Origin of the sequence: Sphingobium sp. CR2-8 (assembly GCF_035818615.1) — a bacterium.
Classification (GTDB): Bacteria; Pseudomonadota; Alphaproteobacteria; order Sphingomonadales; family Sphingomonadaceae; genus Sphingobium.
In genome coordinates, this window is sequence record NZ_JAYKZY010000002.1 from 151,829 (window position 1) to 172,521 (window position 20,693).

Sequence of the window (20,693 nt, forward strand, 5' to 3'; positions counted from 1 at the left end):
ATGATGACGCATTCCACCATCAGCGGCACGAACGGCATGGTGACGGCGCCCCACTGGCTGGCGGCGCAAACAGGCTGCGCCGTGCTGAAGGACGGCGGCAATGCGGTGGAGGCGGCGGTCGCCGTCGCCGCAACGCTGGCGGTCGTCTATCCGCACATGACCGGAATAGGCGGCGACAGTTTCTGGCTGGTCGCGCAGCCGGATGGATCGATCGACAGCGTGCATGGCTGCGGCGGCGCGGCGGCAATGGCCGATCTGGGCCTCTACGCGGGTCATGCCGCGGTGCCGACGCGCGGCCCGCTCGCCGCCAATACGGTGGCAGGCACGTTGTCGGGCTGGGCCGCGCTGCTGGAAAGCGGCGGCGGCACCTTGCCCCTGTCCCGGCTGTTGCGTGACGCCATCCATCATGCCGACAATGGCGTAGGGGTAACGCGCGGAGGCGCGGCCATCGCGGCGGCCAAGGGGGACGAACTGCGCATCCAGCCTGGCGCCTATGCCGCGATCTTCGAACCCGATGGCGCGCCGCTGCATGAAGGCGCGACCTTGCGCCAGCCAGCCCTTGCCGCCACTTTGCGGGCGATCGCCGCCGATGGAATCGCCGATTTCTACACCGGCGCTCTCGCCGACAAGGTGGCCCAGGATCTGGCAGCGCTGGGCAGCCCGGTCGGTCGCGAAGATCTGACCGCGCATCGCGCGACCCGTCCCGTCCCGCTGACGACCCGGATCGGCGGCATGGACCTGATCAACAGCGCGCCCCCGACGCAGGGTTTCGCATCGCTCCTGATCCTGGCCCTGTTCGATCGCCTCTCCGCCGCGCAGGCAGATGGCTTCGACCATGTCCATGGCCTGGTCGAAGCCACCAAGCAGGCGTTCCTGCTGCGCGATATCCATGTCGGCGACCCTGACTTCCATGATTTCGACTATCAGGGCCTGCTGGCCGACCCGCACGCGTTGGATGCCATCGCCGCCTCGATCGATCCGGCCCGCGCCATGCCCTGGCCCCGGCCGTCGGCGCAGGGCGACACCTGCTGGTTCGCCGCAGCCGACAGGGATGGACGCATAGTCAGCGCCATCCAGTCTACCTATTTTGAATTCGGGTCGGGCCTGGTCCTGCCGCAGACCGGCATCACCTGGCAAAATCGGGGCAGCAGCTTTCGGCTGGCGGTGGATGGCTGGAATGTGCTGGCGCCCGGCCGCAAGCCCTTCCACACGCTCAACCCCGCGCTGGCCCGCTTCGACGATGGGCGGCTCATGGCCTATGGCACGATGGGCGGCGAAGGCCAGCCGCAGACCCAGGCGGCGCTGTTCACCCGCTATGCCCGGTTCGGCGTCGACCTTCAGCAGGCAATCAGCGCCCCGCGCTGGCTGTTGGGACGAACCTGGGGCGAGGACAGCACCACGCTCAAGCTGGAAGATGGGTTCGACGATGCGCTCTACGCGCAGCTCGCCGCCGCCGGTCATGATGTCGAGCGTGTCGGGCCGTTGACCGCGCTGATGGGCCATGCCGGTGCCATCGTCCGCCATGCCGACGGCCGCCTCGACGGCGCGACCGATCCGCGCAGCGACGGGCAGGTGGCGACATGGTGAGCGCTCTGCCTCCTGGCGGCGCGCGCGCCGTGGCCCGCTGCGATATGCTGGGCGTCGCGCCCTTCAGCGACATGGAAGGCGGCCTTTATCGCGGCTATCTGACCCCGGCCTATGCCGCCGCGCAGGATGCGCTGGCCCTATGGATGGCACAGGCGGGCATGGTCGTCCGCCGCGATGCCGCCGCCAACCTGATCGGTCGCTATGACGGCGGTCGGCCCGGTGCCCCCGCGCTTCTGATCGGCAGCCATCTCGACAGCGTGCGCGACGGCGGCCGCTATGACGGACCACTGGGCATCATGCTGGGTGTCGAGGCCGTGGCGGCATTGCACCAAAGCGGCAAACGCCTGCCTTTCCCGATCGAAGTCATCGCTTTTGGTGATGAGGAAGGGTCGCGCTTCCCCTCCGCCATGCTGACCAGCCGCGCTGTTGCGGGCACGCTGGTGCCCGAAGCGCTCGATATCGTCGATGCGGACGGTGTCCCGCTGTCGCAGGCGGGCGTCAGCGTGCCCGACTATCTTGCCGCCGCGCGCCCGCCCGGCACGACGCTCGCCTATCTCGAAGCGCATATCGAGCAGGGGCCGGCGCTGGAAGCGGCTGGTCTGGCCGTTGGCACCGTGACCGGTATCGCCGCGCAACTGCGCTATCAGGCCGTCGTCACGGGCATGGCGGGACATGCGGGCACCAGTGCGATGTCGCTGCGCCGCGATTCGTTGGCGGGCGCGGCCGAGATGATCCTGGCCATCGAAACGATCGCCCGCGCCGATGCTTCCGATCTGGTGGCGACCGTCGGGCGGATCGCGGGGTTGCCCGGCGCGCCTAATGTGATCGCCGGGGAGGTGCGTTTCTCCATCGACATCCGCTCAGGCGACGAAGCGCGGCGGGATCGGGCGGCGGACGCCATATTGGACGCCCTTGTCGCCATCGCCGATCGCCGTGCGCTCGATGTCGACATCCAGCGCGTCCACGATCTGCCCGCCAGTCCGTGCGATCCAGCGCTCATGGACCTCATGGACGCCGCCACCGCCGCTGCGGGTCATCCGGTCCGCCGCCTCGTATCAGGCGCGGGGCATGACGCCATGGTAATGGCCGCGCTGTGCCCGACCGCCATGATCTTCATCCGCTGCAAGGGCGGCATCAGCCATCATCCTGCCGAACATGTCGATCCTGCCGATGCCGATGCGGCGCTAAAGGTCATGCTTGGCTTCATCGACCGATTGGGAGCGACCTTTGACCCTGCTTGACCCCCTGCTCTTTGGCGAAGTCGACCCACCGCAGCGGTTGCTGATGGGCCCGGGGCCGGTCAATGCCCACCCCCGCGTACTGCGCGCCATGTCGGCCGACCTGCTGGGTCAGTTCGATCCCGAAATGACGGGCTATATGAATCAGGTCATGGCACTTTACCGCCCGATCTTCGGCACGCACAACCCATGGACGATGCTGATCGACGGCACCGCGCGCGCAGGCATAGAGGCCGCGCTGGTATCGCTGGTCGCACCGGGCGACACTGTGCTGGTCATCAATTTCGGTCGTTTTGGCCTGCTGCTGCGCGAAATCCTGGCCCGCATCGGCGCCGTCATCGCAACGGTCGATGCGCCCTGGGGCGAAGTGGTGCCGATGGAGGCGATTGCCGCCGCCATCGCACGCACCGCCCCTAAAGTCGTCGCCTGCGTCCATGGGGACACATCGACCACCATGGCCCAGCCGCTCGACGGTTTGGGAGGGCTGTGTCGCGCGGCGGGCGCCTTATGCTATGTCGACGCCACCGCGACCATCGGTGGCATGGAGATCGCGGCGGACCGTTGGGGCGTCGACATCGTCACCGGCGGTTTGCAGAAATGCCTGGGCGGACCGTCCGGCTCGGCGCCGATCACCATTTCGGACCGGGCAGCCGACCATATCTTTGCCCGTCGCCATGTCGAGGCGGGCATTCGCAGCGCAGACAGCGTCGACGGGGCAGGGCCGCGCATCGGCTCCAACTATTTCGACCTCGCCATGATCATGGACTATTGGTCGGACAAGCGCCTGAACCATCATACCGAAGCGACATCGATGCTCTACGCCGCACGGGAATGTGCGCGGGTGATGCTGGGGGAGGGCGCGCAGGCCTGTTATGCCCGCCATGCCGCGGCGGGCCGGGCGATGAGCGCGGGCCTGCGCGCCATGGGCCTCACGCTCTTTGGCGACGACGCCCATCGCATGACCAACGTGACCGGCGTGTTCATCCCCGACGGGGTCGACAATGACCGGGTCCGCACCGCCATGCGCAATCATTTCGAGATCGAGATCGGCACCGCCTTTGGCCCGCTTCAAGGGCGCATCTGGCGCATTGGCGCGATGGGCTATAATGCGATGAAGCATAAGGTGCTGATCACGTTGGGCGCTTTGGAGGCCTGTCTGATGCAGGAAGGCTTCACCCTGCCCCCGGCGCGGCGGTGCGCGCGGCGCTGGAGGCGTGGGACGCATGATCCTGCCCCGCGACCTTATCGGCTATGGGCCGAACCCGCCCGATCCGCGTTGGCCCGGCGGTGCGCGTATAGCTGTCCAGTTCGTTGTCAATTATGAGGAGGGCGCCGAAAACAACGTCCTCAACGGCGACAAAAGCTCTGAAGCCTTTCTGTCCGAAATGGTTGGCGCCACCAGCCACCCGGCGCGCGCCATGGCGATGGAAAGCCTCTATGAATATGGCAGTCGCGCGGGCTTCTGGCGGCTGCACCGCCTGTTTGCCGAACGCGGGCTACCGGTGACGGTGTTTGGCGTCGCGAGGGCAATGGCGATGAATCCGGCAGCGGTCGACGCGATGCTGGCGGCCGATTGGGAAATCGCCAGTCACGGCCTGAAATGGATCGACTATCAATATGTGCCGGAGGATGTGGAGCGCGCCCATATCGCGGAGGCGATCGCCCTTCACCAGAGCCTTACCGGCACGCGCCCGCTCGGCTGGTATCAGGGCCGCACCTCGCCCAACACCGCTCGGCTTGTGGCGCAGGACGGCGGCTTTCTCTACAATGCCGACAGCTATGCCGACGACCTGCCTTACTGGGATCATCTGCACGGCCGACCGCAACTTGTCGTGCCCTACACGCTCGACGCCAACGACATGAAGTTCGCCGCGCTCAACGGCTTTACCGAGGGCGATCAGTTTTTCCGCTATCTGCGCGACACGTTCGACCAGTTGCGCCGCGAGGGCGGCCGGATGATGTCGATCGGCCTGCACGGCCGCATCGCCGGTCGACCGGCCCGCGCTGCCGCGCTCGCCCGCTTCCTCGACCATGTCATCGCTTGTGGAGACGCATGGGTCGCCCGCCGCATCGACATTGCCCGCCACTGGATGGAGGTCCACCCCGCATGACCATAGACGATCCGATTTTGCTCGCCGAAATCACCGCCGCTTTCGCCGAATATGAGCGCGCGCTGATGGCGGACGACGTGCCCGCCATGGACGCGCTGTTCCACGACGCACCCACCACCAATCGCTATGGCGTGGGCGAAGTGCTGTACGGCATCGAGGAGATTCGCGCCTTTCGCAAAGGCCGCGGCGGATCGCCCCAGCGCACATTGGGGAAGGTCGCGATCACCGTCTATGGCGACAACTTCGCCACCGCCGATGCCGAGTTCTTTCGCGAAAACAGCGACCGGCGCGGCCGCCAGACGCAAAGCTGGGTCAAGTTCGCCGACGGCCCCTTTGGTGGCTGGAAAGTCGTATCGGCGCATGTCAGCCTGGAGGGGAACACGCATTGAGTGCGCTGTTTGAACATAGTCCCTGGGTGGAGGCGCGCGCCGACGCGCTGCCCTCGTCGGGTGATCGCCATGCCGATCTGATGGCGGTGCTTCATGACGCGACGCCGGACGAGCAATTGGCGCTGATCCGCGCGCATCCCGAACTAGCGGGCAAGGCGGCGATTGACAGGACGCTGACTGCCGCTTCGGCCGCCGAACAGGCGTCGGCTGGCCTCGATCGCCTGACCCCGCCGGAATATGAACGCTTCCACGCCCTCAACGCTGCCTATCGTGCGCGCTTCGACTTTCCCTTCATCATCTGCGTGCGGTTGACCGACAAGGCGGGTATATTGGCCGCCATGGAACAACGCCTGGGCCATAGTCGCGACGAGGAAGTCGCAACCGCCCTGGCCCAGATCGGCGAGATCGTCCGGCTTAGGCTGGAGGACGCCGCATGATTGCCCCCATCGGCCTGCCCGCGCTGGAGGCGGAACTTGCCCGGCAACTCGTCCTGATCGGCCATGGCGGCACCGACTGGACCCGGCCGCGCGTCCATCCCCAAGGGCATGTTTATGACGTGGTCATTGTTGGCGGCGGGCAAAGCGGCCTAGCCGCTGCCTTTGGCCTCATGCGCGAACGGGTGTCCAACATCCTCGTCATAGATGAAAATCCCGCCGGGCTGGAAGGGCCGTGGGATACCTATGCGCGGATGATAACGCTGCGCACGCCCAAGGAACTCAACCCCATCGATTTCGGCATTCCCGCTTTGGCCTATCGCGCCTGGTGGGAGGCGCAGCATGGCGCAGCGGGCTGGGACGCGGTTGGCAAGATCGCGCGCGGCGACTGGATGGCCTATCTGCGCTGGTATCGTCGCGTTCTGGGTATCCCGGTGCGCAACGACACGCGGCTGAAACGCATCGAGCCAATGGGCGATGGCCTCCATCGCCTGCATCTCGACGGCCAGCCGTCGTTGCTGGCGCGCAAGGTGGTGCTGGCCACCGGCATCCAGGGCGGAGGCGAATGGCATATCCCGGCCATGATCCGCGATGCGTTGCCGCGCAGCCTATACGCCCATACCAGCGAACCGATCGACTTTGCCGCACTGACAGGCAAGCGGATCGGCATATTGGGTGGCGGGGCGTCGGCGTTCGACAATGCAAATGCGGCATTGTCCCTGGGCGTGGCCGCGACCCATGTCTTTATCCGCCGCCCGGTGTTGCCGCGCATCAACCCGATCCGCTTCATGGAGCGGGTGGGCTTTACCGGCCGCTATCCAGCGCTGGACGATGCGGAAAAATATGCGGTGATGGCGTCCTTCCTGGGCCATAATCAGCCGCCGACCAACGACACATTCGATCGCGCAGCCGCCTGGCCGGGTTTCTCGCTGCATCTGGGCGCGCCCTGGCTGGGGGTCGAGCAAGCCGATGGCGCCGTGCGCGTCACGACACCGCAGGGGGAGCATGCATTGGATTTCCTTGTCCTGTCCACCGGGCTGGTCAGCGACCCTGGCCTGCGCCCCGAACTGAGCCTGGTCGCCAACGGCATCGCTCGCTGGGCCGATCGATTCACGCCTTCGCAGGGCGACGCCAACGCGCTGATCGACGCGCATCCCTATCTGGGGGATGGTTTTGAACTGCTGCCCCGTACCGACGATGACGCGATGATGCTGCACGGCCTGTTCGCCTTCAACTATTCCGCGCTCATCAGCCTGGGCCTGTCGGCTTCCGCCCTGTCGGGCCTGCGCACCGCGCTGCCACGACTGGTGAAGGCTCTGACCGACCAGCTTTTCCTGGACGATCGCGGCGCACTGGTCGCCGACCTGCTGGCCTATGACGAGGCGGAATTTGTCGGGCAATGGCCACGACCCACGGAGGCGGCGGCATGAAGGCGGGCCTTTCCACTCATGTCCTCGACACCAGCCATGGTTGTCCTGCCGCCGGGGTCGCGCTGCGCCTGATCGACGGCGAAGGGACCCTGTTATTCGCCGCCGTCACAAATCTGGACGGCCGCTGTCCCGGCCTGCCGGCGGTGCCGCCGGGGCGCTATCGGCTGGAATTTTCGGTCGCCGCCTATTTTGCCGGACGCGGCGTGGCCCTTGCCGACCCACCCTTCCTCGATACCGTGGTGCTGGACTTCGGCATCGCCGATCAGGGCCATTATCATGTCCCCTTGCTCGTCTCGCCCTATGGCTATTCGACGTACCGGGGGAGTTGAGGTGAGCGTGCGTTTTCTGTTGAATGGCGAGACGGTCGAGATCGCCGATGTCGATCCTACCGCCACGCTCCTTGATCATCTGCGCTACACGATGCGCCGCACCGGCACCAAGGAGGGCTGTGCGGAGGGTGATTGCGGCGCCTGCACTGTGCTGCTGGGCGAACTGGATGGCGACGCGATGGCCTGGCGCGCGGTCAATGCCTGCATCCTGTTCCTGCCTATGCTGCATGGTCGGGCGCTGCTGACGGTCGAAAGCCTTGCCCCTGCGGGCGCACTCAACCCGCTTCAGGCTTGCATGGCCGCCAATGGCAGCTCGCAATGCGGCTTCTGCACCCCGGGCTTCGTCATGTCTCTTTATGGTCGATGCGTCGGCGCCAGCGGCCATGACCTGCCGGTGGCCGATGTGCTGGCAGGCAATCTGTGCCGGTGCACCGGCTATGGTCCGATCCTGGCGGCTGGCGAGGCGGTCGGCACGCTGCCGCGCGACGATAGGGCGACCGTGGCCGCGCTCAAGGCGTTGTCGGACGGGCCCGGCACGTCTGGCCAGCATAGCGAACGCCGCTGGTTCGCGCCGCGCAGCTGTGCCGCGTTGGCCGACCTACTCACCGAACATCCCGATGCGCGCATGGTCGCGGGCGCGACCGATGTCGGCTTGTGGGTGACGAAGGGGTTGCGCAGCATCGATACGCTGATCTTCCTGGGCGACATCGCTGAATTGCAGGGGATGGAGGAAAGTCCGGAGGGCGTTCAGCTGGGCGCGGGCGTGCGCTATGCCGATGCCCATGGCGCCTTTGCGCGCCTTCACCCCGATTTAGGCGAACTCATCCGGCGGATCGGCGGCTTGCAGGTCCGCAATGCCGGAACGGTCGGCGGCAATATCGCCAATGGCTCGCCGATCGGCGACGGGCCGCCCGCCTTCATCGCCCTGGGTGCGCAACTGACATTGCGCAGCAAGGACGGACGCCGGATCATGCCGCTGGAGGACTATTTTCTCGACTATGGCCAGCAGGACCGTCGTCCTTTCGAATTTGTCGAAAGCCTCTGGATTCCCCGCCCCGGCCAGGATGCCGTCATCCATATCGCCAAATTGTCGCGCCGCTTCGACAGTGACATTTCTGCGGTATGCGGCGCGTTCCATCTGACCGTGCGGGATGGGATCATCGCCGCCGCGCGCATCGCCTTTGGCGGCATGGCTGCCACGCCGCGCCGCGCACCGCTGTGCGAAGCCGCGCTGGTCGGCCAGCCGTTCACGCTGGCCACGATGAACCAGGCCGCCACCGCCCTGCGCACCGACTATACCCCGCTGTCCGATGTGCGTGGCTCCGCTGCCTATCGGCTCGACGTCGCCGCCAATCTGCTGCCGCGCCTGTGGCATCAGGCGCAGGGTCAGGCCGTGTCGGTGCTCGACCTGGATGCCGTCCATGGCTGATCGCGACGCCGCCTGGGGTGTGTTGCCCAAACCGTCGCACCCGCATGATAGTGCGCATCTGCACGTTACCGGCGCGGCCCGCTACGCCGATGACGCGCCGGAACCGGCCGACATGCTCCATCTCGCCTTTGGCCAGAGCATCCATGCGCATGCCCGTATCGTGGCCATGGACCTGTCCGCCGTGCGTGCGGCCGAGGGGGTGGTCCATGTCTTCACCGCCGCCGATATAGTCGGCGCCAATGACGTCAGCCCGGTGGCGGGCGACGACCGTCTGCTGGCCGATGGCGAAGTGATCTGCGTCGGACAGGCCATCTTCCTGGTCGCCGCCACCAGCCAGCGCGCCGCGCGCCGGGCCGCACGCCTTGGCAAGATCGAATATGAACCGTTGCCTGCCTGCCTGACGATAGAGGCGGCGCAACTGTCCAACTCGTTGATCGAACCGACCCAGCGCATGGCGCGCGGCGATGCGGATGCCGCGCTGGCGACCGCGCCCCATCGCCTGACCGGCGGCTTCGACATGGGTGGGCAGGATCATTTCTACCTGGAGGGTCAGGTGGCGGTCGCGACTCCTGGCGAGGACGGCCAGATTCATCTGCTCAGCTCCACCCAGCATCCCAGCGAAGTCCAGCATCTGGTCGCCCATATGCTCCACCGCAGTTCCGCCGACGTGACGGTGGAGGTGCGGCGCATGGGCGGCGCCTTTGGCGGTAAGGAGACGCAGGCCGCCCTGTTCGCCGCCGCCGCCGCATTGGTCGCGGACAGGACCGGTCGCCCCGCCAAGTTCCGCTGCGACCGGGACGACGACATGGTGATGACTGGCAAGCGCCATGCTTTCCGTATTGGCTATGATGTCGGCTTCGATGCTTCGGGCCATGTGCTGGCGCTGCGCCTGCGCCTGGCCTCGCGCTGTGGCGCCACGGTCGATCTGTCCCCTGCGATCAACGACCGGGCGATGTTCCATGCCGACAATTGCTACTGGCTGCCCGACGTCGAAATCCTGTCGGAGCGGCTGAGGACCAACACCGTTTCCGACACGGCCTTTCGCGGCTTTGGCGGGCCACAGGGGATGCTGGCGATCGAGCGGGTGATGGACGATGTCGCCGCGCATCTGGGCCATGATCCACTCGCCGTCCGCTGCACCAATCTCTACGGACCCGGTCGCGATGTCGCGCCCTATGGCATGACCATTGCCGACAATATCGCGCCGCAACTCATCGCCCGCCTGCGCGCCGACGCCCGCTACGACGCCCGCAGCGACGCGATTGCCGCCTTCAACGCCACAAGCCCGATCATTAAGAAGGGGATAGCCCTGACCCCGGTCAAGTTCGGGATCAGCTTCACCACCACCCATTTGAATCAGGCTGGCGCGCTGGTGCTGGTCTATGCCGACGGATCGATCCAGATCAATCATGGCGGCACGGAAATGGGGCAGGGCCTCTATATCAAGGTGGCGCAGGTCGTCGCCGACGTCTTCGCCGTTCCGATCGACCAGGTACGGATCACCGCCACCCGCACCGACAAGGTGCCCAATACATCGGCCACTGCCGCCTCGTCCGGCGCGGACCTCAACGGCATGGCCGCCTATAATGCCGCAATGACGATCCGCGACCGGCTCACCGGCTTCCTCGCCCGCACCTTCGACTGTGCCGACAGCGCCGTTCGCTTCACGCCCGAAGGCGTGATGGCCGGGACGCAGCGCCTAAGCTTCGCCCAGCTTTGTCGCAAGGCGCATATCGGCCGCATATCGCTCGCCGCCACCGGCTATTATGCCACGCCCGGCATCGCCTATGATCGCGCTGCGCATCAGGGCCGCCCCTTCTATTATTTCGCCTACGGCGCCGCGGTGGCGGAAGTTGCGATCGACACGCTGACCGGCGAGCATAAGGTGCTGGCCGTCGACATCCTCCACGATGTCGGGCGATCGCTCAACCCGGTGATCGACATCGGCCAGATCGAGGGCGGCTTCATCCAGGGGCAGGGATGGCTCACGACCGAGGAGCTGATCTTCGACGATCAGGGCCGATTGCTCACCCATTCGCCCGCGACCTACAAAATCCCCACCGCGTCCGACCGGCCGACCCATTTGACGATCAACCTGTGGGACGGGGAAAATGTCGAACCGACCATCAATCGCTCGAAGGCCGTCGGCGAACCCCCGTTCATGCTCGCCATCTCGGTCTTTTCCGCTCTGACCCGCGCGGTGGCCGCCGTCGCACCGGATATACGCGCGCTGCCGCGCCTCGACGCGCCGGCCACACCCGAACGCATCCTGCGCGCCGTGACGGAGCATCGCATCCGATGAGCGAATGGCTGGACTGGCTGCGCGCAACCGTCGGCAAAAAATCGGGCGCGCTGGTCAGCATCGTGGCGAGCGAAGGCTCCGCGCCGCGCGGGGCGGGGACGCGGATGCTCGTCACGGACGACGCGCTCTATGGCACGATCGGCGGCGGCCAGCTCGAATATCGCGCGGTCGAGCAGGCGCGTGCCATCTTGGCCCACCCGCCGGGGCATTGGCGGGTGCAGGATTATCCGCTGGGGCCGCTGCTGGGCCAATGCTGCGGCGGGCGCGTGCGGCTGCTTATCGAACATCTCGATCCTGCAACCATGGACTGGCTGGCCGATGCCGCAGACGAACGCATCCTGGTCTCGACGTTCATGCCCGACAGGGTGGAACGCTATGTCAACGATCATGCCCTGCCATCCAGCCTGTCGGCACGCGGCGACCGCCCCCGCGCAGGCGACAGCCTGGCGGAGATTATCGGCCAGCATTGTCGGCCGGTCTATCTGTTCGGCGCTGGCCATGTGGGACAGGCGATCGCCCGCCACGCCGTCAATCTGCCACTTCGCCTCTCCTGGTTCGATACCCGTCCGGTGTTCGAAACGATCGAAGGAGTCGCCGTGGTGCCCGAATTGGCGATCGAACACTGTGTTGCGGATGCGCCGGAAGACGCCGCCATCCTTATCCTGACCCACGACCATGGACTGGACTATCGCCTGACCCTTGCTGCTCTCGTCCGCTCGCCTTGCGCCTTTATCGGCCTTATCGGCTCCGCGACCAAGGGTGCCCGTTTCCATGCGCGGCTGGCGAAAGACGGTGTCGACGCGCAGACGCGCGGCCGTCTGACATCGCCGATCGGCGTACCAGGCGTCATGGGCAAGGAGCCTGATGTCATCGCCATCGCCGTTCTGGCCCAACTGCTCCAATTGAGGGCGTCATGACGGCGGAAGCTAGGACTCTGCGGGGCTTTCGCGGCGAACTCCTGTCGGTATCGCGCGACCCGCGACTGCATCCCGACGCGGTTCGCCACGAACCGGACGGCTTGCTGGTGGTGGAGGATGGCATCGTCATCGCGCGGGGCGATCATGCGCAACTGGCTCCCCGCTATCCGGGGCTGGGGATCCACCCGTTGCCCGGCCTCATCGTCCCAGGCTTCATTGACGCCCATGTCCATTATGCGCAGATGGATCATATCGCCTCGCACGGCGCACAATTGCTCGACTGGCTCGATCGCCATATTTTCCCGGCCGAAAAGGCCTTTGCCGACCGCGCCCATGCGGATCGCACCGCGACGCTTTTCCTGGACGAGTTGCTGCGCAACGGTACGACCAGCGCACTGGTCTTTCCCACCGTCCATGCCCTTTCGGTCGATGCCCTTTTCGACGCGGCGCTGGACCGGAACATGCGCATAGTGTCGGGCAAGATCCTGATGGACCTGGGACCCGATGGGCTGGCCGATACGGTCGATAGCGGCCGGGACGACAGCGACGCGCTGATCCGGCGGTGGCGCGGGCGCGGACGCCTTGGTTATGCGATCACGCCACGCTTCGCCCTGACCTCCTCGGACGCGCAATTGCAGGTGGCGGGCGCCCTGCTGGCCGACCATCCCGACACGCTGTTGCACACCCATCTGGCCGAAAATGTCGACGAATGCGCTGCGGTGGCCGATCGCTTTGCGACGGCGCAGGATTATCTGGACGTCTATGACGGCTTCGGTCTGGTCGGCGACCGATCGGTCTTCGCCCATGGCGTCCATCTGTCCGACCGCGCCTGCACCCGCCTGGCGCACAGCGGCGCGGGGATCGCCGTCTGCCCCAGTTCCAACCTGTTCCTGGGGTCGGGCTTCTTCGACTTCGGGCAGGCGGACGCCCATGGCGTGCGCGTGGGTCTTGGCACCGACATTGGCGCCGGCACCTCCTTCTCGCTGCTTCATACCGCCGGTTTGGCCTATCAGGCTGCGCTATCGCGCCATTATCCGCTCGATCCCTTCCGCGCGCTCTATCTGGCGACGGCGGGCAGCGCCGCTCTGCTGCGGATCGACGATCGGGTCGGCGGCCTGGAGCCGGGGCAGGAGGCTGACTTCGTCGTGCTGGATGGCAACGCCACGCCATTGCTGGCGCGCCGCACGGCAAAAGCCACGCTTGCAGAACGCCTGTTCGCGCTGCAAATCCTGGGCGACGACCGCGTCGTCGCCCGGACTTATATCATGGGCCAATGTGCCTGGGACCGAAGAGGCATATTATCATGACCGATCTCGACAGTTTCATCATCGGGCTGCCCAAGGCCGAACTCCATCTCCATATCGAGGGCAGTCTGGAGCCGGAACTCATGTTCGCTCTCGCCCGGCGTAACGGTGTCGCCATTCCCTATGCCAGTGTGGAGGACGTCCGTGCCGCCTATGCCTTCGGCAATCTTCAGGACTTTCTCGACATCTATTATGCCGGAGCGGACGTGCTGCGGACACGGCAGGACTTCCACGATCTCGCCGCCGCCTATTTTGAACGCGCCGCGGCGGACGGCGTCGTCCATGCCGAACTCATGTTCGACCCGCAGACGCATACCGATCGCGGCATCCCCTTCGGCACGGTCATTGAAGGGCTGCTGTCCGCCATGGATGATGCGCAAACCCGCCACGGCATCAGCAGCGTGCTCATATTGTCCTTCCTGCGCCATTTAAGCGAAGAGGCAGCGTTCGAGACGCTGGCCGCCGCGCAACCTTGGCTGGACCGTATCGCCGCCGTCGGTCTCGACTCTTCCGAAAACGGCCATCCACCGGAAAAATTCGCGCGTGTTTTCGCTGCCGCCGCCGCAAAGGGCCTGCGCCTGACCGCGCATGCCGGTGAAGAAGGCCCGCCCGCCTATGTCTATCAGGCGCTCGATCTGCTCCATGTCGACCGGATCGACCATGGCAACCGCGCGCTGGAAGATGATGCTCTGGTCGATCGGCTGGTGCGAGAGGAAATGACGCTTACCGTCTGCCCGCTCTCCAACCTCAAACTCTGCGTGGTCCATGATATGGCGGATCACCCGCTCGACCGGATGCTGGCATTGGGCTTGCGCGCCACGATCAATTCGGACGATCCGGCCTATTTCGGCGGCTATATCGTCGACAATTATCGTGCGGCGGCAACAGCGCGCGGCCTCACCCGCGCGCAACTGGGCCAGCTTGCCCGCAACAGCATTGCAGGTGCGTTCCTCCCAGCCGACAGGATCGCCGCCCAACTTGAACGTCTGGATGCCTATCTATGAGGCTGCTTGCTGCTCTGCTTGCGCTGCTCATGACCATCGGCGTCGCCCATGCCGATACGCCCCGGCGCAAGGTCATCATTGATGACGAGGGCTTTGCGCTGATGCACCTCATGCTGCTAGAGGCGCCCGACGTCGATGTGCTGGGCATCACCACGGTATCGGGCAACGTCTGGGCAAATCGTGCGACCGCCATGGCCCTGCGCGGGCTGGAAATCGCCCACCGCACCGACGTGCCGGTCGTCAAGGGCGCGACATATCCGCTGCTCAACACGGAAGTCATGACCGACCGCTGGGAAGCTCTCTATGGCAAGCTGACATGGAAAGGCGCCTGGATGAAGCAATGGGTCGAACCGACCCAGCAAACCACCCCGCCCTATTTTGGTCCCGATGATCCGGTGGACCTGCCTGAAGGTAATCCAACGACCAAAGCGCGCGACGAGATCGCCGCCAATTTTCTGATCCGCATGGTTCGCCAACATCCCGGCGAAGTGACGATCATCGCCGCTGGACCGCTCACCAACCTCGCGCTTGCCCAGCGTCTCGACCCTGCCTTCGCCAGCCTGGCAAAGGCGCTTGTCTATATGGGTGGCTCTCTCAATCCCCGGCAAAGGTTGGACAATCGCGCCGCCGCGGACTTTGCCCGCGAATTCGTCAACACGCCCCGCCGCGAATTCAACATCCGCTTCGACCCCGAAGCCGCCAGCATCGTTGCCCGCAGCCCGTGGAAAGCGATCACTGTCGTCCCCGTCGATCCTTCGACCGGCACGCAGCGCAGCCGCGCGCTGCTGGATCATATGGCAAAATCAGCCAGCCCCGACCTCGGCCGCTTCATCAGTGCTTTGGAACCCGGCTTCCCTCTTTGGGACGAGATCGCAGCGGGCGTCTGGCTCGATCCGACGCTCGTGACCGATCAGCAAGCCCTCTATGTCGATTATAACAGCCAGTTCGGCCCGGGCTATGGCGACATGCTCTCTTGGTTTGCGCCTTATCGCCCCGGCCTTGGCGAGCAAGCTGCCACCGTCATCCGCACGATCGACGCTCCTCGACTGGAAGCGCTGATGGTTCGCCTGATGGCTAATAGTCGGCCAAAATGAGGCCGACTTCGACGTTAGGATAAGCGCCATAGGCGTTAGCCAAGGGCTACATGCACAACGGCATTCATCTCGTCAGCGCCGAAGGGTGGATGCCATTTCCGTTAGGATGTCCCGCCATGACGGCGCGATCAGTTAGACGTCCCCGTCGCCCAGCCAATGTTCGGTTTGCGGCGGAAGATATGCCGCCATGCGATCCAGCAATCTGTTCGGGTCATCATCGATCAGCAGCATCTCGCGGTGGCGCGGCTGGAGGAAACCCTCCGCCACCACCGAGTCGATGAAGGTCGACATCGGCGTGTAGAAACCGTTGACGTTGAGCAGCCCACACGGCTTTTCATGATAGCCAAGCTGCGACCAGCACCAGGCTTCGAATATCTCCTCCAGCGTCCCGATGCCGCCGGGCAGGCACAGGAAGCCATCGGCGAACTTCGCCATCATCGCCTTGCGTTCATGCATGGTCTTGACGACATGAAGTTGCGTAATGCCCGGATGGTCATGTTCGCGCGCGCGCAGCGCTTCGGGGATCACGCCGATTACTTCACCACCCGCCGCGCAGACGGCATCGGCGATCACGCCCATCAGCCCGACAGTCCCGCCGCCATAGACCAGGCCAATGCTCCTTTCCGCCAGGAGAGCGCCCACGCGCTCGGCAGACTGCCGATAGACAGGGGAGTTGCCGGGCGAGGAACCCAGATAGACGCACACCCGCATTTCAGGCCAGTCGCTCGGGCACGGACAGCGCCTCTTCAACGATCCTGTTCTTGGCCCCTACAGCTTCCCAAGGGAAAACGAACCAGCGCTTATCCTCGTCCCGGTCGATCATCTCCGCCCAATAATCCACCATCACACGCGATCGGCTGTTGGTGATGATGACGGCAAACCGCAGATTGTCGCCATTGCAGCCATTGTCCGCCAGCAACCGTCGCACATAGTCGATCGTGCCGCCGCTATCGTTGATGTCATCGATGAACAACAGGCGCTGACCCGCCGCGCTCTTGGCCGCGACCTTGGCCAGCAATTCGTCGGCAAAGCCGGGCACCTTGGAACTATGGTCGATCGAGAGCATGGGCAATTCGGTCTGATGCGAGATATAGACCGCAGGGACCAGCCCGCCGCGCCCGATGCCGATGATGAAATCGGGCTTCCACTGACCCTGCACGATCTGTCGCGCCAACATCTGGACGTCGGCGACGAAGGCATCGTTGGAGATATAATGCAACGCAGGCTCGGCAGTGTGGCTCATGGCAGAAGGTCCGTTGAAGGTCGGGGAAGACCGTTCGTTATCGGGTCTTCACCCATTGGGCAATCGGCTGCCGCGCAGTTATGCCACCGCCGGGCCGTCGATCGATATCGGATAGCTCAGCTGCGGAAAGCCGTTTTCGATTTCCTGCAATACGATCCCCGCGGCGTAGGATGGGGTGCGCGCAGATGCGGTGCAGAGCGCTAGCGTCATCGGCCGCAATATCGGGTCGGAAATCTTGGTGAAAGACAGGATACCGCGGCGTACCTCTGTAATGACGTCAAGCGAAGTCAGCACGCCGATGCCCACCCCCTGGGTGACGAGCGAGGTGATCATCTGGATGTTGTCGGACGATACGGCCCGGTCGATTACCACGCCTGTCGTCCCCTCCAGCACGGCGATCTGCTCATAGACCGCCAGCGGTTCGGCTGGCACGATCAGCCTGGACCCCACGCAGCTGGAAAAGCGTGCCTCCCTCTTGGCACCCAGAGGATGCCCGGTCGGCGTGACGAAACCCAGCACCACCTCCACAAAGGATCGAACCGCAAGGTCGCGGACCGTCTGCGGCTCGAAGAATATACCAAAATCCACCTCGCCGCGCACGGTCGCCAGCCGCGCGGCATCATTTTCCAGCACCCGCACCCCGATGGTGATGCCGGGATATTTGCTCTGGAGCGCCTGGATCGCTGCCGGGACATAGCCTTTGGCCAGCGCGTCGATGACGGCAATATCGACATGGCCCCGCTTCAAGCCACGCAGGTCTTCTATTTGCGCGCGCACATCGGCCATGTTCTTCTGCCATTTGCTTCCGGCGGCCATCATGATTTCACCCGCCGCCGTCAGGCGAAGGCCGGTCGGCAACCGCTCGAATAGCGGCATCCCCAGATTGGCTTCGACGTTTAAAATCTGCCGATCGATCGCAGACGCCGACACGTTCAGTTCGTCGGCCGCGCGACGGATCGATCCCAATCGACCTACTGCGATGAAATAGCGCAAGAAACGTGAAAGTGCCGGCATACCCACCCTATTTTTTGCAACGCTGCGTCGAATTCATTGCATTTGATCGCACCACGTCAAGTCCCTAGTTGCAATGCATATAACACCGCCTGCCGGCGATTGGTGGGATCGGAACCGTGCGTGGTGCAGCGCACCCTTGCAAATTATGCGGCGTCTGGGTCGCGTCTGGCTTTGACAAATCTGTCGTCAAGAATGGATGGCGCTGAAATTTCTCAATGAAATGCGGCCGCCGAACAAAAGAGGAGAGGAACAGGGGGCATTAACCAGCAGGGCGATGAACTCACGCCGCCCTGTTTCGATCGGGGGTATCTTATTCATGGCGAACATTGACCGCTTGCATGGACTGCACGACTTGGCGTCGCATCAGGCCCGCCGCACCCGACCTTTCAATATGATGGCAGCGGCACTGCTGGCGTGCACGGCTCTATCCACACCGGTCTGGGCGCAGGATGGCGCCCCTGTCGACGCGCCTGATCAAGGTGCCGAAATCGTCGTGACCGGTGCGCTCGAAGCGCTGCCGCTCAAGGATGTCGGCTCCATCTTCGGCTTCAACAAGACGCTGCTGGAAACCCCGCGCTCGGCCTCGACTATCAGTAGCGAGCAGATCGAACGCTTTGGCATCACCAATATCTACGATCTCGTCGCCCAGTCGCCCGGCACCTTCACCAACAGCTTCTTTGGCGTGGGCGGCGCGCTCGACATTCGCGGCACGCCCGGCGAAGTCTATTTCCGCGGCGTCCGCCGCCTCGACAATCCGGGCAACTATCCCACCCCCATCGGCGCGTCGGAACGGATCGATATCGTGCGCGGCCCCTCCTCGCCGATCTACGGCCCGTCCAAGACGGGCGGCTACATGAATTTCGTGCCCAAATCGGCCCGCGTCGCAGGCGGCGCTTTGATGAGCGGGCCTGAAGGCGAAATCAGCTACACCCGCGGCAGTTGGGACTATAATGTCCTCAAGGCCCAGGTCCGCGGCCCGGGCAAGATCGGCACTGCGGAATTTGGCTACAGCCTCTATGCCGAAATAGAGGATTCGGGCAGCTATTACGACAATATGTCGACCAAGCAGACGATCCTGCAAGCCGCGTTCGACAGCCAGATAACCGATACGCTGCGCATCGAATTCGGCGGCATGTACCATAATTTCAAGGGGCAGCAGAATGGCGGCTGGAACCGCCTCACCCAGGATCTGGTCGACGACAACACCTACATCACCGGCGCGGCCAAACCTCTCGACACCGATGGCGATGGCCAGTTGTCGCAGGCAGAACTGACCGGCAGGGGCCTCAATCCGTTCGGCGGCTTCGCCTGCGGCGGCGGCGTATTTGCCGCATCCATCACCGACGCATGTTATTCCAGCGCCGCGCCGCTGGCACTGGCCGATGTGGGCACGGCCAAGCTGAGCCGCAGGAAGGTGTTGACCGGCAAGAATGATCGTCTCGATAACATCGCCAAGACCGGCTATTTCGACATCATCTACAATGCCGAGAGTGGGCTGGAGATCAAGAACCAGTTCTTCTACGACGGCATCGACAATATCAACGAAAATAGCTATGGCTTCTCGCAATTCCACAAGTCATGGGTGATCGAGGACAAGATCGTCCTGTCGAAGACCTTCGAGAATTCGGCAGGCAAATTCTCGGTGCAGGCATCGCCGTCGATCCGCTATACGAAGTTCGATCATGGTGACGATTTCAACTTCGAATATTTCCATCGCGTCGACCTGACCAAGGGCTATACGCCCCTGTCCGACCGCCTGCTTTCGACCGAATGCGACTGCCTCTACACCAACAATCTCAAGGGTCATTATACCGACTATGGCATGGCGGGCCTGGTCGACCTGGACTTCGACTTCGGCCTCGACCTCATCGGTGGCCTGCGCTACGACAAGATCGACGTTGAATCGACCAATCTGCTGACCAAACTGCAAACGACCGCAGGCGTGACGCCGACCGGATCGGGGAGCAAGGGCGGCTGGTCGTGGAACGGCAGCGCGTCCTACAAGCTGCCCTTCGGCATCGTTCCCTATGTGACGGCCGCGCGCCAGACGACGGTGATCGCGGGCCAGGGATCCGAAATCGACCCGGCCACCGCGATCGCGGGCACCTTCATCACCGCGTCGAAACTCTATGAGGCGGGCGTGAAGGGCAGCTTCCTCAACAACATGCTCTATACCGCCGTCTCGGTGTATAAGCAGGAACGGACCGACCACAATATCCAGTCTTCCACCGTCAACCAATCGGTCGAGACCAAAGGTGTGGAAGCGGAGTTCCGTTGGTCGGTGGACAAGCATTTCCTCGTCACCGGCGCTTATACCCGCACCGTCGTCACCAACCTGACCTTTCTGGATGCGGGCACGACCTTCAGCTTCTTCGGGATCGAGGATCTGATCAACGTCTCCAATCCGGGGCTGTATCTGGGCGGCCAGCAGGGCGGCCTGGTGCCGATTCCCAACAAGGCGGCGGCGCGCCGTGCAGGCATTCCCAAGAATCTCTATTCGCTCACCGGCACCTATTCCTTCGACAGCGGCCTCGCCTTCTCCGCCAGCGTGGTCAAGGTGGACTCGGTCTATTCGGGCCAGTCGCGGGTCGTAAAACTGCCCGCCTACACGCTGGTCGATGTCGGGGTATCTTATGAGAAGGCTGATTGGCTGTTCCGTCTGAACGTCAAGAACCTGACCAACGAAACCTACTATCGCGCCAACTTCACCGAATTGTTCGGCAGCACGATCGTCCTGCCCGAACGGCCGCGCAGTTATCAGGCAACGATCTCCTATAAATTCTGACGGGAAGGACAGGGGGGCGTCGACGCGTGTCGTCGCGTCCCCTTTTCATTACGGACAAGGACAGCCATCATCATTCGTTTCCT

17 protein-coding genes and 1 pseudogene are annotated in these 20,693 nt (G+C 64.3%); 15 read left to right on the plus strand and 3 right to left on the minus strand.

The window, feature by feature from the left end; translation table 11 throughout:
* Nucleotides 1–3: 3 nt before the first annotated feature.
* From U5A82_RS04605 to U5A82_RS04670, 14 genes and pseudogenes are all read left to right on the plus strand, one after another.
* Nucleotides 4–1,587 carry a gamma-glutamyltransferase family protein gene (locus U5A82_RS04605; protein WP_326289033.1) on the plus strand — a complete coding sequence of 528 codons (1,584 nt, stop codon included), beginning with the start codon at nucleotides 4–6 and terminating at the stop codon, nucleotides 1,585–1,587.
* Nucleotides 1,581–2,828 carry an allantoate amidohydrolase gene (locus U5A82_RS04610; protein ID WP_326289035.1) on the plus strand — a complete coding sequence of 416 codons (1,248 nt, stop codon included), beginning with the start codon at nucleotides 1,581–1,583 and terminating at the stop codon, nucleotides 2,826–2,828. The genes U5A82_RS04605 and U5A82_RS04610 overlap by 7 nt, the downstream gene beginning before the upstream one ends.
* A 43-nt stretch (nucleotides 2,829–2,871) precedes the next feature.
* Nucleotides 2,872–4,052: pseudogene (locus U5A82_RS04615) on the plus strand (pyridoxal-phosphate-dependent aminotransferase family protein).
* Complete coding sequence (gene puuE, locus U5A82_RS04620) at nucleotides 4,049–4,936, plus strand: allantoinase PuuE (RefSeq protein WP_326289036.1); 888 nt, start codon at nucleotides 4,049–4,051, stop codon at nucleotides 4,934–4,936. The pseudogene U5A82_RS04615 and the gene puuE overlap by 4 nt, the downstream one beginning before the upstream one ends.
* A complete protein-coding gene (hpxZ, locus tag U5A82_RS04625; protein WP_326289038.1) occupies nucleotides 4,933–5,325 on the plus strand; it encodes an oxalurate catabolism protein HpxZ in 393 nt (130 codons plus the stop codon). The genes puuE and hpxZ overlap by 4 nt, the downstream gene beginning before the upstream one ends.
* The gene (gene uraD, locus U5A82_RS04630) at nucleotides 5,322–5,762 is read left to right on the plus strand and encodes a 2-oxo-4-hydroxy-4-carboxy-5-ureidoimidazoline decarboxylase (RefSeq protein WP_326289040.1); all 441 of its coding nucleotides are present in this window, start codon (nucleotides 5,322–5,324) and stop codon (nucleotides 5,760–5,762) included. Before hpxZ ends, uraD begins: the two co-directional genes overlap by 4 nt.
* A complete protein-coding gene (locus tag U5A82_RS04635; protein ID WP_326289042.1) occupies nucleotides 5,759–7,189 on the plus strand; it encodes an NAD(P)/FAD-dependent oxidoreductase in 1,431 nt (476 codons plus the stop codon). The genes uraD and U5A82_RS04635 overlap by 4 nt, the downstream gene beginning before the upstream one ends.
* Complete coding sequence (gene uraH, locus U5A82_RS04640) at nucleotides 7,186–7,518, plus strand: hydroxyisourate hydrolase (RefSeq protein ID WP_326289044.1); 333 nt, start codon at nucleotides 7,186–7,188, stop codon at nucleotides 7,516–7,518. The genes U5A82_RS04635 and uraH overlap by 4 nt, the downstream gene beginning before the upstream one ends.
* 1 nt (nucleotide 7,519) lies before the next feature.
* The gene (xdhA, locus tag U5A82_RS04645; protein WP_326289046.1) at nucleotides 7,520–8,947 is read left to right on the plus strand and encodes a xanthine dehydrogenase small subunit; all 1,428 of its coding nucleotides are present in this window, start codon (nucleotides 7,520–7,522) and stop codon (nucleotides 8,945–8,947) included.
* The gene (gene xdhB, locus U5A82_RS04650) at nucleotides 8,940–11,249 is read left to right on the plus strand and encodes a xanthine dehydrogenase molybdopterin binding subunit (RefSeq protein WP_326289048.1); all 2,310 of its coding nucleotides are present in this window, start codon (nucleotides 8,940–8,942) and stop codon (nucleotides 11,247–11,249) included. The genes xdhA and xdhB overlap by 8 nt, the downstream gene beginning before the upstream one ends.
* Nucleotides 11,246–12,166, plus strand: a complete 921-nt coding sequence (xdhC, locus tag U5A82_RS04655) for a xanthine dehydrogenase accessory protein XdhC (protein WP_326289050.1) — start codon at nucleotides 11,246–11,248, stop codon at nucleotides 12,164–12,166. The genes xdhB and xdhC overlap by 4 nt, the downstream gene beginning before the upstream one ends.
* Complete coding sequence (guaD, locus tag U5A82_RS04660) at nucleotides 12,163–13,473, plus strand: guanine deaminase (RefSeq protein ID WP_326289051.1); 1,311 nt, start codon at nucleotides 12,163–12,165, stop codon at nucleotides 13,471–13,473. The genes xdhC and guaD overlap by 4 nt, the downstream gene beginning before the upstream one ends.
* The gene (locus tag U5A82_RS04665; RefSeq protein ID WP_326289052.1) at nucleotides 13,470–14,474 is read left to right on the plus strand and encodes an adenosine deaminase; all 1,005 of its coding nucleotides are present in this window, start codon (nucleotides 13,470–13,472) and stop codon (nucleotides 14,472–14,474) included. Before guaD ends, U5A82_RS04665 begins: the two co-directional genes overlap by 4 nt.
* Complete coding sequence (locus tag U5A82_RS04670; RefSeq protein ID WP_326289054.1) at nucleotides 14,471–15,568, plus strand: nucleoside hydrolase; 1,098 nt, start codon at nucleotides 14,471–14,473, stop codon at nucleotides 15,566–15,568. Before U5A82_RS04665 ends, U5A82_RS04670 begins: the two co-directional genes overlap by 4 nt.
* A 132-nt stretch (nucleotides 15,569–15,700) precedes the next feature.
* Here U5A82_RS04670 and U5A82_RS04675 read toward each other — a convergent pair whose 3' ends face one another.
* The 3 genes from U5A82_RS04675 to U5A82_RS04685 all read right to left on the minus strand — a co-directional run bounded on the left by U5A82_RS04675 (nucleotide 15,701) and on the right by U5A82_RS04685 (nucleotide 17,825).
* Nucleotides 15,701–16,279, minus strand: coding sequence for an LOG family protein (locus U5A82_RS04675; RefSeq protein WP_326289056.1), 579 nt, complete (start codon nucleotides 16,277–16,279; stop codon nucleotides 15,701–15,703).
* Nucleotide 16,280: 1 nt separating this feature from the next.
* Nucleotides 16,281–16,811 (minus strand): phosphoribosyltransferase, encoded by a 531-nt coding sequence (locus U5A82_RS04680; protein WP_326289057.1) that lies wholly within the window; start codon nucleotides 16,809–16,811, stop codon nucleotides 16,281–16,283.
* Nucleotides 16,812–16,889: 78 nt separating this feature from the next.
* Nucleotides 16,890–17,825, minus strand: coding sequence for a LysR family transcriptional regulator (locus U5A82_RS04685; RefSeq protein ID WP_326289058.1), 936 nt, complete (start codon nucleotides 17,823–17,825; stop codon nucleotides 16,890–16,892).
* A 316-nt stretch (nucleotides 17,826–18,141) separates the two neighbouring features.
* Here U5A82_RS04685 and U5A82_RS04690 point away from each other — a divergent pair, with 316 nt between their 5' ends.
* A complete protein-coding gene (locus tag U5A82_RS04690) occupies nucleotides 18,142–20,610 on the plus strand; it encodes a TonB-dependent siderophore receptor (protein WP_442802153.1) in 2,469 nt (822 codons plus the stop codon).
* The last annotated feature ends 83 nt before the right edge of the window (nucleotides 20,611–20,693 follow it).

What these genes read in the sequence shown, in the direction of transcription:
- U5A82_RS04685 (WP_326289058.1), bottom strand. Translation starts at nt 17,825, where the DNA reads ATGCCGGCACTTTCACGTTTCTTGCGCTATTTCATCGCAGTAGGTCGA.
- xdhC (WP_326289050.1), top strand. Translation starts at nt 11,246, where the DNA reads ATGAGCGAATGGCTGGACTGGCTGCGCGCAACCGTCGGCAAAAAATCG.
- U5A82_RS04680 (WP_326289057.1), bottom strand. Translation starts at nt 16,811, where the DNA reads ATGAGCCACACTGCCGAGCCTGCGTTGCATTATATCTCCAACGATGCC.
- U5A82_RS04670 (WP_326289054.1), top strand. Translation starts at nt 14,471, where the DNA reads ATGAGGCTGCTTGCTGCTCTGCTTGCGCTGCTCATGACCATCGGCGTC.
- U5A82_RS04675 (WP_326289056.1), bottom strand. Translation starts at nt 16,279, where the DNA reads ATGCGGGTGTGCGTCTATCTGGGTTCCTCGCCCGGCAACTCCCCTGTC.
- hpxZ (WP_326289038.1), top strand. Translation starts at nt 4,933, where the DNA reads ATGACCATAGACGATCCGATTTTGCTCGCCGAAATCACCGCCGCTTTC.
- U5A82_RS04605 (WP_326289033.1), top strand. Translation starts at nt 4, where the DNA reads ATGACGCATTCCACCATCAGCGGCACGAACGGCATGGTGACGGCGCCC.
- U5A82_RS04635 (WP_326289042.1), top strand. Translation starts at nt 5,759, where the DNA reads ATGATTGCCCCCATCGGCCTGCCCGCGCTGGAGGCGGAACTTGCCCGG.
- U5A82_RS04665 (WP_326289052.1), top strand. Translation starts at nt 13,470, where the DNA reads ATGACCGATCTCGACAGTTTCATCATCGGGCTGCCCAAGGCCGAACTC.
- puuE (WP_326289036.1), top strand. Translation starts at nt 4,049, where the DNA reads ATGATCCTGCCCCGCGACCTTATCGGCTATGGGCCGAACCCGCCCGAT.
- guaD (WP_326289051.1), top strand. Translation starts at nt 12,163, where the DNA reads ATGACGGCGGAAGCTAGGACTCTGCGGGGCTTTCGCGGCGAACTCCTG.
- xdhB (WP_326289048.1), top strand. Translation starts at nt 8,940, where the DNA reads ATGGCTGATCGCGACGCCGCCTGGGGTGTGTTGCCCAAACCGTCGCAC.
- uraH (WP_326289044.1), top strand. Translation starts at nt 7,186, where the DNA reads ATGAAGGCGGGCCTTTCCACTCATGTCCTCGACACCAGCCATGGTTGT.
- U5A82_RS04690 (WP_442802153.1), top strand. Translation starts at nt 18,142, where the DNA reads ATGGCGAACATTGACCGCTTGCATGGACTGCACGACTTGGCGTCGCAT.
- U5A82_RS04610 (WP_326289035.1), top strand. Translation starts at nt 1,581, where the DNA reads ATGGTGAGCGCTCTGCCTCCTGGCGGCGCGCGCGCCGTGGCCCGCTGC.